The organism is Streptomyces sp. FIT100, from assembly GCF_024584805.1.
Lineage (GTDB): Bacteria > Actinomycetota > Actinomycetes > Streptomycetales > Streptomycetaceae > Streptomyces.
This window is the reverse complement of sequence record NZ_CP075715.1, coordinates 6,247,119-6,257,781: the sequence shown is the minus strand read 5'-3', so window position 1 is coordinate 6,257,781 and position 10,663 is coordinate 6,247,119. Positions and strand designations below refer to the sequence as shown.

Here is a 10,663-nt window from a genome sequence, read left to right as displayed (position 1 = left end):
TTCCGCTCCCACTCCCAGGCATCCCAGGCCGCTGGAGGCAAGAACCATGAACCCGTCGCATCTCGTGCTCCTCCAGGGAGGGCCTGACGATCTTCCCCAGGTCTGGCCGCTGCCATCCGGGGGGTGCGGAGAGCCGGTCAAGATCCCGCGCTACAACGCCTACGAGCACTTTGAGTTCGCACACGAATACCGGACCTTGCACGGTGAGACCATGCCGGTCTACCGCTGGGTCTACCGCACGTACATCGCGGAGTGACCGAACGGACCGAACGGCAGGACTCGCCGCCCGGTGGCGGGGAACGCATAGTGGACTCGTGATCCACGTGCTGATCGCCGACGACAGCGAGATCGTGCGCCGGGGACTGAGTGAGATCGTCGAGGCCGGCGAGGGTCTGCATGTCGTCGCCGAGGCATGGGACGGACGGAGTGCCGTGGATGCGGCGCGGCAGTTCAGTCCGGACGTCGCGCTGGTCGACATCCGGATGCCGGGCATGGACGGGCTGGCCGCGACGCGGGAGATGAGGGCGCTGCCGCGGCCGCCGCGGGTGCTGATCCTGACGACGTTCAGCTCGGACGAGTACGTCGACGAGGCCGCGCGGGCGGGCGTCAGCGGGTTTCTGCTGAAGGACACGCCGCCGGAGGAACTGCTGCGCGCGGTGCGTCAGGTGGCCGAGGGCAAGGGGGCGCTCGACCCGGTGGTGACCGGCCGGGTGCTGGACACGCTGGCCGGGCAGGCCACGCAGTTGACCGACGCGGAGAAGCGGGTGCTGGAATCGCTCACCGAGCGCGACCGGGAGGTGCTCCGGCTGATCGCCAGAGGGCTGTCGAACGCGGGCATCGGTGCCGCCCTCCACATCAGCGAGGGCACCGTCAAGGGCCAGGTCAGCCGACTCCTCGCCAAGATCGGCGCGGACAACAGGGTGCAGGCGGCGCGGCTGGCGTACCGGGCGGGGCTGGAGCGCTGACGGGGTCGGAGCGCCGGGGGGTCACTCGCCCGTGTCCGTGTCCGTGTCCGTGTCCGTGTCCGTGTCCGTGGTCGGCCGGCGGTGCGGGATGAAGGCGTCGATGCGGTAGCCGCCGTCGTACGGGCCTGCGGAGAAGGTGCCGTCGAGCAGGCTGACGCGTTCCGCGAGGCCGATCAGGCCGTTGCCGCCGCTCGGTGGCGGTTCCACGCCGTGGGAGCCGGTCGGCGGGCCGTTGGTGACCTGCACCTCGACGCCGTCGAGTCGGCATTCGACCAGGACCGCCACCTGCGCGCCGGGGGCGTGCTTGGCGGCGTTGGTGAGGCCCTCCTGGACGATGCGGTGGATCGCGCGCTGCACGGGGGCGGGCAGCGTCTCCGGGTGGCCGCTGATCCGCAGCTCGACCGGGCGGCCGTGCTGTCCTGCGCGTTCGACGAGCGTGTCCAGCTGGGAGACGTCGGGGTGCGGCGCCGTGCCCTGGTCCGTGTCGTCCGTGCCGTCCGTGTCGCCCTTGCGGCCGGGGGTGAGGACGCCGAGCACCTCGCGGAGCTCCTCCAGCGCCTGGTGCCCTTCCTCCCTGATCAGCTCGGCGGCCCTGCCGACCGCCGGGTCCTGTGCGTGCGGGCTGACCTTCAGCGCGCCCGCGGTGAGCACGATGTTGCCGCACCGGTGGGCGACGACGTCGTGGAGTTCACGGGCGATCCGGGAGCGCTCGCCCGTCTTCGCCCGCTCGACGAGCAGATGCCGTTCGCGCTCCAGGGCCTCGATGGTGGTCTGCGACTCGGCGGCCAGATCCCGGCGGATCCCGACCGCGAAGCCCAGAACGAGGGGTCCGAGGATCAGCGAGAGGACGAACACCAGGTCCCGCAGCTCCCAGTCGCTGGGCGGACCGGCCAGCAGCGCGAGGATTCCGGCCGCGCACCCCGCAACGCCGAAAGGGACGAGGGCGCGGATGTTCCGGAAGCACTCCCCCACCGTGTACATCGCCACGGCCAGGGCCACCGGAGTGAAGGCGATCACGTACCCCACCATGACGACGGCGGCCACCACGCCCGGGTGCCGCCGTCGCCACCACAGCGCGAGGCCCACGGCGCCCGATGCCGCGGCGACGAGAGCGATCGGCTGACCGGTGAGCAGCCCGTTCGACGGCTTGCTCCAGGTGTCGGCGACGCCGATGGCCACGACGGCAGCGGTGAGCAGCGCGTCCTGACGGCGTGCGGACCAGCCCGTTCGCTCCGTCACCGGACCGTCACCACCTTTGGTGCGCTTTGTGCGTCTTGCGGCCACTTTATGGCTGGACATAACTTTCGTCGCTCCTGGTGTGGACGATCGGTACGTCATCGGGCCCGGCGCCGAACCGAGACTGGAATTGCGGCGCGGTGCTGCCTACCCCCCGAAGGACGTGCCGCGTCGCACCTTTGCGTCACGGCGTCGACGGCGTCCGCCCCGTCCGCCCGCCAGTCCGCCAGTCCGCCCAGTCGCCCGTCCGCCCAGTCGCCGGCCACCGTGTCCGTCCTCCCCCCGGAACGAGAACCGTCCCATGCTGCACGTGCTCTACCTCGTGGGTATCTCCGCCTTCGCCGCCAGCGGTGTGCTGGCCGCGCACCGTGCCCGTATGGACCCCTTCGGCGGGCTCGTCCTCGCCTTCGCCTGCTCCGTCTCCGGCGGCACGCTGCGCGACCTGATCCTCGACCGGCACCCGCTGTACTGGACGCACGACTGGGTGCTCCTCGCGGTCATCGGCACCGTCGCCGTCTCGACGATGGCGTATCTGCACAGGTGGGAGCTGCCGCACCGGACGCTGATGATCGTCGACGCGCTCGGCCTCTCGGTCGTGACCGTCATCGGGGCACGGGCCGCCGTCGACGCGCACGTCACCCCGCTCGCGGTGATCATCCTGGCGGTGCTGACGGGTGTCACGGGCGAGGTCGTGCGCGACGTGCTGTGCGGGCAGTTCCCGCCGCTGCTGTTGCGCGAAGAGGTGTACGCGACCGCCGCGTTCGCCGGTGCCGTTGCCTACCTGCTCCTGGACCACGCGGGCGTCGGCGACGGCGTGGCGACGGCGACGGCCGCCGGTGTCGTCTTCGTCCTGCGGATGATCGCGATCTTCCGGGGCCTGAACATGCCGACGCTGCGGCGCAGGTGCGAGGCGGCGCCGCTGGACGACAGGTGCATGAGGACATGACGTACGGCATCCCGGAGACCTGCGCCACGGCACACTCCCTGCCCCTTCAGCGCCGGCCCGCCGCAGGCGGCCCTGAGGCCGAGGTGTCCGCCGTCCCGGCCGTGACCCGCTGGAGTACGCCGCTGACCGGCGGCGGCGCCCTGGCCGTCCTGCCCCGCCACCCCCGCGCGGCCGCGCAGGCGCGTCGGCTGCTGCGCGAGGTCGCCCCCGTGGACTGCGCGGCCGCCGACACCGCGGCGCTGCTGCTCTCCGAGATGGTGTCGAACGCCGTGCGCCACGCGCGGGGCGCGTCCATCGAGATCGCCGTCGCCTGCGACGCCACCGCGGGCGTCATCATCGGCGCCGTCTTCGACGGGGAGCCGGGGATGGGCGGCGGTGCCCGCTCGGGTGACCGGCCCGTGGCCGAGATGGAGACCGGGCGCGGTCTCGACCTCCTGGAGACGCTCGCCGGGTCCTGGGGTGTCTCCGGCGTCGGCGACCGTGGCAAGTGGGTGTGGTTCCGGCTCACGACGGCGTGAGCCTCGGCGCGCTACGGCAGTACGGCGATCCCGTCCAGTTCCACGAGCGCCTGTTCGTCCCAGAGGCGTACGGCCCCGATGACCGCCATGGCCGGGTAGTCGCGGCCGGCGAGCCGGTGCCAGACGCGCCCGAGTTCCTTGGCGTGGGTGCGGTAGTCGGCGACGTCGGTGGCGTAGACGGTGACGCGTGCCAGGTCGTGCGGGCTGCCGCCGGCCGCCGCGAGGGCGGCGAGGAGGTTGGCGAGCGCCGTCTCGAACTGCTCGACGATCCCCTCCCCCGTGACCTTGCCGTCGGCGTCGAGCGCGGTCTGCCCGGCGAGGAAGACCAGCCGGGAGCCGGTCGCGGCGACGGCATGCGAGAAGCCGGTGGCCGGGGAGAGTCCCGGCGGGTTGATGCGTTCCAAGCCCATGGGTTCCGGGCCCACAGGTTCCCGGCCCATCGGTCTTGGGTCCATAGGCTCCGGGCCCGTAGGTTGCGGGTCCATGGGTTGCGGGTCCATGGGTTCCGGGCTCATGCGCGTCCCCTCACGGTCGGTCCCGGCCGGCCCGGGCGTACAGCTCCTTGGCGATGATCCCGCGCTGCACCTCGCTCGCGCCCTCGTAGATGCGCGGCGCGCGGACCTCCCGGTAGAGGTGCTCCAGCAGATGGCCGCGCTGGAGGGCGCGGGCCCCGTGCAGCTGCACCGCCGCGTCGACCACGTACTGGGCGGTCTCGGTCGCGTACAGCTTCGCCATCGCCGAGCGTTTCGGGACGTCCTCGGCCCCCGCGTCGTATGCGCAGGCCGCCGCGTACACGAGCAGTCGCGCCGCCTCGGTCCGGGTCGCCATTTCGGCGGTCCGGTGGGAGACGGCCTGGAGGTCCTTGAGCGGTCCGCCGAACGCGAGGCGCGTCGCGGTGTGGTCGAGCGTCGCGTCGAGGGCGGCCTGGGCCATGCCGACGGCGAAGGCGCCGACGCTGGGGCGGAAGAGGTTGAGGGTGTTCATGGCGACCCGGAAGCCGCCGCCCGGTTCGCCGACGACGTCGTCACGTGTGACGGGTACGCCGTCGAAGGCGAGGGCCCCGATCGGGTGCGGGGAGAGCATCTCCAGCGCGCTGCCGCCGAGCCCGGGGCGGTCGGCGGGGACGACGAAGGCGGTGACGCCCCGGGAGCCGGGCGCCTCACCCGTCCGGGCGAAGACGGTGAGGAAGTCGGCCTCGGGGGCGTTGGAGATCCAGCGCTTCTCGCCGCTGAGCCGCCAGCCGTCCCGGTCCGGTACGGCGGTGAGGGCGAGCGCCGCCGCGTCGGATCCGGCGTCCGGCTCGCTGAGGGCGAAGGCGGCGACGGCTCGGCCCGCGATCACCTCGGGGAGCCAGCGCTCGCGCTGCGCGCGGGTGCCGGCCTGGACGACGGGGTACGTGCCGAGGCCCTGGAGCGCGAGCGCGGTCTCCGCCTCCGTGCAGCCGTACGCGAGGGACTCGCGCAGCAGGCACAGGTCGAGGGCGCCGGCCTCCTCGGCGAAGAGCCGCTTCAGCAGGCCGAGTTCGCCGAGCGCGGCGACGAGCGGACGGTTGACCCGGCCCGGTTCGCCCTTCTCGGCGAGAGGGCGGAGCCGCTCGGCCGCCAGCGTGCGCAGCTCGGCGCACCAGGCGGTCTGTGCCGGATCGAGTGAGAATACGGGCATCCGAGCCCCCACTTCCTGCGGCCGCCGGTCCGGGTCGCGCTCCGGACGGACCGTATCGCGAACTGTTGACTGTCGTCACCATCACGATACGCTCTTGGCGCGACCCCACCACGACAAGGGGGTGTCCGGTGGATCAGGCTGGATCAGCGAGCGGCGTCATGCGGCTTCGGATCCAAGGCGGAGGAGGGAATCGACGCGGAGCGTCGGTGACCGACGACAACGCAGGAGACGGAGCCGCAGGGCGTCGCGTGCCCAGCAGGATCCGCCGGACACCCCCTTGGGGGCGAACATGGAGCTGACACCCTCGGCCCACCGAGACACCTTTCCGCGCGATCATCTGCCGCCCGCGGAGCAATGGCCGCGGCTGCTCCTCGACCTGCCCGAGCTGCGCTATCCGGAGCGGCTGAACTGCGGGGCGGAGCTGCTCGACGCGACGATCGAGCGGTACGGAGCCGAGCGGACCGCGTTCCGCGACGGCACCACCGGCGCCGTCTGGACCTATGGCGAGCTGCGCGGCCATGTGGACCGGATCGCCCATGTGCTGACGGGCGAGCTGGGCGTGGTGCCCGGCAACCGGGTGCTGCTGCGCGGACCGACCACACCGTGGCTGGCCGCCTGCTGGCTCGCGGTGATGAAGGCCGGAGCGGTCGCCGTGACCGTGCTCGCGCAGCAGCGGGCCCAGGAGCTCGCCGTCATGTGCGAGATGGCGCGCGTGACGCACGCCCTCTGCGACATCCGTTCGGTCGACGACCTGGCGAAGGCCGAGGTGCCGGGGCTGCGGATCACCGCGTACGGCGGCGACGCGCCCGACGACCTGCTCCGTCTGGCGGCCGGGCGGCCGGCCTCGTACCGGGCGGTGGAGACGGCGGCGGACGATGTCGCGCTGATCGCGTTCACGAGCGGGACGACGGGGCGGCCGAAGGGGTGCATGCACTTCCACCGCGATGTGCTGGCCGTGGCCGACACCTTCTCCGCGCGGGTCCTGCGGCCGGAGCCGGACGACGTCTTCGCGGGCAGCCCGCCGCTCGGCTTCACCTTCGGCCTCGGCGGTCTGGTGCTGTTCCCGCTGCGGGCGGGTGCGTCGGCGCTGCTGCTGGAGCAGGCGGGGCCCGGGCAGCTGCTGCGAGCGGTCGCGAAACACCGGGTGTCGGTCCTCTTCACGGCGCCGACCGCGTACCGCCTGATGCTCGACGACCTCGCCGGCCACGACGTGTCCTCGCTGCGCCGCTGTGTGTCGGCCGGGGAGAACCTGCCGGCCGCGACCTGGCGCGCCTGGCACGAGCGGACCGGGCTGCGCATCATCAACGGCATCGGCGCGACGGAGCTGCTGCACATCTTCATCTCGGCGGCGGACGGGGACATCCGGCCCGGCACCACCGGAGTGCCGGTGCCCGGCTGGGAGGCACGGGTCGTAGACGCCGCGAGCGGGCTGCCGGTGCCGGACGGCGAGCCGGGGCTGCTGGCGGTGCGCGGCCCGGTGGGCTGCCGCTATCTGGCGGACCCGCGCCAGCGCGACTACGTCCGCGACGGCTGGAACATCACGGGCGACACCTACGTCCGCGAACCGGACGGGTGGTTCCGCTATGCGGCCCGCGCCGACGACATGATCATCTCGGCCGGCTACAACATCGCCGGGCCCGAGGTCGAGGACGCCCTGCTCGGCCACCCGGACGTGGTGGAGGCGGCGGTGGTCGGGCGCCCGGACGAGCTGCGCGGCCGGATCGTGGCGGCGTACGTCGTGCTCCGCGACGGCGTGGCCCGCGACGAGACGACGGCCGCGGCGCTGCGCGACTTCGTGAAGACCCGCCTGGTGCCGTACAAGACGCCCCGCTCGGTGGTCTTCCTCGACGCACTGCCCCGTACGGCCACGGGCAAGCTGCAGCGCTTCCGGCTGAGGGACCCGGACGGAAGCGCGTAGAGGGTGTCCGGCACACGACGCCCGGCACGCGACGCCCGGCACGCACTCCCCGCGGCCCTTCGGGCACGGCCACGCCCCGCGGGCGGACGGCGCTCCGTGACGGACACGGCCTAGAGTGATCACGTGGCCGAGCAGCACACCCCCCGTTCCCTGATCGTCACCCTGTACGGCGCGTACGGACGCGAGACCGCGGGGCCCCTCGCGGTGGCGGAGCTGATCCGGCTGCTGGCGGCGGTGGGCGTGGACGCGCCGTCGGTACGCTCGTCGGTCTCACGACTCAAGCGGCGCGGGCTGCTCGTGCCCGAGCGTACGGAGCAGGGCGCGGCCGGCTACTCGCTCTCCGCCGACGCCCGCCAGCTGCTCGACGACGGCGACCGGCGGATCTACGGGCAACACCCGGCGAAGCTGGCGGACGGCTGGGTCCTCGCGGTCTTCTCGGTGCCGGAGGCCGAACGCCACAAGCGCCATCTGCTGCGCTCCCGGCTGGGCCGGCTGGGCTTCGGCACGGCGGCGCCCGGCGTGTGGATCGCGCCCGCCCGTTTCCACGAGGAGACGCGGCACACGCTGCGCCGGCTGCAGCTCGATCCGTACGTCGATCTGTTCCGCGGCGAGCACCTGGGCTTCGCCCCGACCGCGGAGGCGGCCGCCCGCTGGTGGGACCTGGCGGGGATCGCCAAGCAGCACGAGGAGTTCCTGGACGTGCACGGCCCCGTCCTGCGCTCCTGGGAAGCCCGCACCGACACCCCGCCCGAGGCCGCCTACCGGGACTACCTCCTGGCGCTCGACTCCTGGCGCCGCCTCCCCTACGCGGACCCGGGCCTCCCGGAGGAACTGCTCCCCGACGGCTGGCCGGGCGCCCGCGCGGCGGCGGTCTTCACGGGGCTGCACGCGCGACTGCGGGACGCGGGGGCGGAGTTCACGCGGACGGCAGCGTGAGGCGCGGTCTGGGCGCGTCCGTACGGCCCGTCGGGGGAGTGCGGCTGCCTGCGCGGTAGGGCGGGGGCCAGGGCGCGGCCGGGCCCGTGTAGTCCTGTTCGGCGGCGGCGTGCAGGGTCCAGTGGGGGTCGTAGAGGTGGGGGCGGGCCAGGGCGCAGAGGTCCGCGCGTCCGGCGAGGAGCAGGGAGTTGACGTCGTCCCAGGAGGAGATCGCGCCGACGGCGATGACGGGGACGCGGAGGGTGTTGCGGATCCGGTCGGCATACGGGGTCTGGTAGGAGCGGCCGTACTCGGGGCGCTCCTCGGGAACGACCTGGCCGGTGGAGACGTCGATGGCGTCGGCGCCGTGGGCGGCGAAGGCGCGGGCGATCTCCACGGCGTCCTGCCCGGTGGTGCCGCCCGGTGCCCAGTCGGTGGCGGAGATGCGGACGGTCATCGGCCGGTCGTCGGGCCAGACCTCCCGGACGGCGTCGAAGACTTCGAGCGGATAGCGCAGCCGGGCGGCGAGCGAGCCTCCGTATCCGTCGGTGCGGTGGTTGGTGAGCGGCGAGAGGAAGCCGGAGAGCAGGTAGCCGTGGGCGCAGTGGAGTTCGAGCAGGTCGAAGCCGCTGCGGGCGGCGCGGGCGGCGGCCGAGGTGAACTGGTCGCGGATCCGGTCGAGTCCGGCCCGGTCGAGCTGGTGCGGCACCTGGTTGACGCCCTGCCGGTACGGGAGCGGGGAGGCGGCGACGAGCGGCCAGTTGCCGTCCGGCAGGGGCTGGTCGATGCCGTCCCACATCAGCCGGGTGGAACCCTTGCGGCCGGAGTGGCCGAGCTGGACGCCGATGGCGGTGCCGGGTGCCCGGCGGTGGACGAAGTCCGTGACACGGCTCCAGGCGTCGGCCTGCTCGTCGGTCCAGAGGCCGGTGCAGCCGGGGGTGATGCGGCCCTCGGCGCTGACGCAGACCATCTCGGTCATGACGAGTCCGGCGCCGCCGAGGGCCCTGGCGCCGAGGTGGACGAGGTGGAAGTCGCCGGGCGTGCCGTCCTCGGCGACGTACATGTCCATGGGTGAGACGACGACGCGGTTGCGCAGGGTCAGTCCGCGCAGCCGGAAGGGGGTGAACATCGGCGGGGTGCCGGGCGGGCAGCCGAAGTCCTCCTCGACGGATTCGGTGAAGCCGAGGTCGCGCAGCCGCAGGTTGTCGTGGGTGACGCGGCGGCTGCGGGTGAGCAGGTTGAACGCGAACTGCCGTGGCGGCTGGTCGAGATACGTGCCGAGCTCCTCGAACCAGCGCAGGCTGGCGGCCGCCGCGCGCTGGGTGGACTCGACGACGGGCCGGCGCTCGGCCTCGTACGCCGTGAGCGCGTCGGCGAGGACGGGCTGCTCCTCGACGCAGGCGGCGAGGGCGAGCGCGTCCTCGACGGCGAGCTTGGTGCCGGAGCCGATGGAGAAGTGCGCGGTGTGCGCGGCATCGCCGAGGAGGACGGTGTTGCCGTGGGACCAGCGGGCGTTGACGACGGTGCGGAAGGCGGTCCAGGCGGAGGCGTTGCCGCGGAGGGGGCGGCCGTCGAGGGCGTCGGCGAAGATCTTGGCGCAGCGTTCGGCGGACTGCTGCTCGTCGCACTCGTCCAGGCCGGCGGCGCGCCAGACCTCTTCGCGCATCTCGACGATGACGGTGCTGGCGCCGGGCGCGAAGGGGTAGCCGTGGAGCTGCATCACACCGTGCTCGGTCTCGGCGATCTCGAAGCGGAAGGCGTCGAAGGCGAAGTCGGCGGCGAGCCAGATGTAGCGGCAGCGGTGGGTGGTGATGCGGGGCGCGAAGACGTCGGCGTGGGCGGCGCGGGTGAGGCTGTGCACGCCGTCGGCGGCGACGACGAGGTCGTACGAGCCGGCGAGTTCGGCGGCGGGCGGGGCCTCGGTGCGGAACCGGAGCCGTACGCCGAGGGACGCGCAGCGCTCGTGGAGGATCTCCAGGAGTCTGCGGCGGCCGAGCGCGGCGAAGCCGTGGCCGCCGGAGGTGAGGGTGCGGCCGCGGTGGACGATGTCGATGTCGTCCCAGCGGACGAACTCCTCCTGGAGGGCGCGGTGGACCGCCGGGTCGGCGTGCTCGATGCCGCCGAGGGTCTCGTCGGAGAGCACGACGCCGAAGCCGAAGGTGTCCTCCGGAGCGTTCCGCTCCCACACGGTGACCTCACGGCGGGGGTCGAGCCGCTTCAGCAGTGCGGCGGCGTACAGCCCGCCGGGCCCGCCGCCGATGACGGCGACGCGGAGCGCCGGTCGGCTCGCGTCGCGACGCAGGGCGTCCGGGGCGGGCTCCACGCGGTGGGGCCGCACATCGGATGCGGCCCGACCCCGCTCCTTCCCGGACGGGGGCTCCGCCCCGGCGCTCGTACGGCCTCCGGCCGTGTCCTCGTTCGCCGGACAGGCCGGCTCTCCGGCCTCCGCGGCGATCGAGGAGCGGGGGTTCGGGGGCGCAGCCCCCGCGGAAGCGGGCATCGT

Annotated in this window: 10 protein-coding genes; 6 read left to right on the top strand and 4 right to left on the bottom strand. The window is 73.5% G+C overall.

Going from position 1 to position 10,663, the window contains the following annotated elements:
* The first annotated feature begins 46 nt into the window (after positions 1-46).
* Together KK483_RS28200 and KK483_RS28195 are read left to right on the top strand one after the other, a co-directional pair.
* Positions 47-256, top strand: coding sequence for a DUF5988 family protein (locus tag KK483_RS28200; RefSeq protein ID WP_262008021.1), 210 nt, complete (start codon positions 47-49; stop codon positions 254-256).
* Positions 257-314: 58 nt separating this feature from the next.
* A complete protein-coding gene (locus KK483_RS28195; RefSeq protein ID WP_262008020.1) occupies positions 315-965 on the top strand; it encodes a response regulator transcription factor in 651 nt (216 codons plus the stop codon).
* A gap of 21 nt (positions 966-986) precedes the next feature.
* On the opposite strand, the gene KK483_RS28190 is transcribed toward KK483_RS28195, so the two are convergent.
* Positions 987-2,204 (bottom strand): sensor histidine kinase, encoded by a 1,218-nt coding sequence (locus KK483_RS28190; RefSeq protein ID WP_262008019.1) that lies wholly within the window; start codon positions 2,202-2,204, stop codon positions 987-989.
* 298 nt (positions 2,205-2,502) lie between these two features.
* On the opposite strand from KK483_RS28190, the gene KK483_RS28185 reads away from it, so the two are divergent.
* Entirely contained in the window at positions 2,503-3,147 is a 645-nt protein-coding gene (locus tag KK483_RS28185) for a trimeric intracellular cation channel family protein (protein WP_262008018.1), read from the top strand.
* Positions 3,144-3,665, top strand: coding sequence for an ATP-binding protein (locus KK483_RS28180; protein ID WP_262008017.1), 522 nt, complete (start codon positions 3,144-3,146; stop codon positions 3,663-3,665). Before KK483_RS28185 ends, KK483_RS28180 begins: the two co-directional genes overlap by 4 nt.
* A gap of 11 nt (positions 3,666-3,676) precedes the next feature.
* Here KK483_RS28180 and KK483_RS28175 read toward each other — a convergent pair whose 3' ends face one another.
* Both KK483_RS28175 and KK483_RS28170 read right to left on the bottom strand, forming a co-directional pair.
* On the bottom strand, positions 3,677-4,075 hold the full coding sequence (locus tag KK483_RS28175) for a RidA family protein (protein ID WP_262008016.1): 399 nt from the start codon (positions 4,073-4,075) through the stop codon (positions 3,677-3,679).
* Positions 4,076-4,190: 115 nt separating this feature from the next.
* Positions 4,191-5,327 (bottom strand): acyl-CoA dehydrogenase family protein, encoded by a 1,137-nt coding sequence (locus KK483_RS28170; protein WP_262008015.1) that lies wholly within the window; start codon positions 5,325-5,327, stop codon positions 4,191-4,193.
* 289 nt (positions 5,328-5,616) lie between these two features.
* Here KK483_RS28170 and KK483_RS28165 point away from each other — a divergent pair, with 289 nt between their 5' ends.
* Both KK483_RS28165 and KK483_RS28160 read left to right on the top strand, forming a co-directional pair.
* Positions 5,617-7,245 (top strand): AMP-binding protein, encoded by a 1,629-nt coding sequence (locus KK483_RS28165; RefSeq protein WP_262008014.1) that lies wholly within the window; start codon positions 5,617-5,619, stop codon positions 7,243-7,245.
* Between the two features lie 123 nt (positions 7,246-7,368).
* Positions 7,369-8,181 (top strand): PaaX family transcriptional regulator C-terminal domain-containing protein, encoded by an 813-nt coding sequence (locus tag KK483_RS28160; RefSeq protein WP_262008013.1) that lies wholly within the window; start codon positions 7,369-7,371, stop codon positions 8,179-8,181.
* Here KK483_RS28160 and KK483_RS28155 read toward each other — a convergent pair.
* On the bottom strand, positions 8,162-10,660 hold the full coding sequence (locus KK483_RS28155) for a bifunctional salicylyl-CoA 5-hydroxylase/oxidoreductase (protein ID WP_262009715.1): 2,499 nt from the start codon (positions 10,658-10,660) through the stop codon (positions 8,162-8,164). The two genes, KK483_RS28160 and KK483_RS28155, sit on opposite strands and share 20 nt — an antisense overlap.
* Positions 10,661-10,663 lie beyond the last annotated feature (3 nt).

What these genes read in the sequence shown, in the direction of transcription:
- KK483_RS28200 (WP_262008021.1), top strand. Translation starts at nt 47, where the DNA reads ATGAACCCGTCGCATCTCGTGCTCCTCCAGGGAGGGCCTGACGATCTT.
- KK483_RS28175 (WP_262008016.1), bottom strand. Translation starts at nt 4,075, where the DNA reads ATGGGCTTGGAACGCATCAACCCGCCGGGACTCTCCCCGGCCACCGGC.
- KK483_RS28155 (WP_262009715.1), bottom strand. Translation starts at nt 10,660, where the DNA reads ATGCCCGCTTCCGCGGGGGCTGCGCCCCCGAACCCCCGCTCCTCGATC.
- KK483_RS28185 (WP_262008018.1), top strand. Translation starts at nt 2,503, where the DNA reads ATGCTGCACGTGCTCTACCTCGTGGGTATCTCCGCCTTCGCCGCCAGC.
- KK483_RS28180 (WP_262008017.1), top strand. Translation starts at nt 3,144, where the DNA reads ATGACGTACGGCATCCCGGAGACCTGCGCCACGGCACACTCCCTGCCC.
- KK483_RS28170 (WP_262008015.1), bottom strand. Translation starts at nt 5,327, where the DNA reads ATGCCCGTATTCTCACTCGATCCGGCACAGACCGCCTGGTGCGCCGAG.
- KK483_RS28165 (WP_262008014.1), top strand. Translation starts at nt 5,617, where the DNA reads ATGGAGCTGACACCCTCGGCCCACCGAGACACCTTTCCGCGCGATCAT.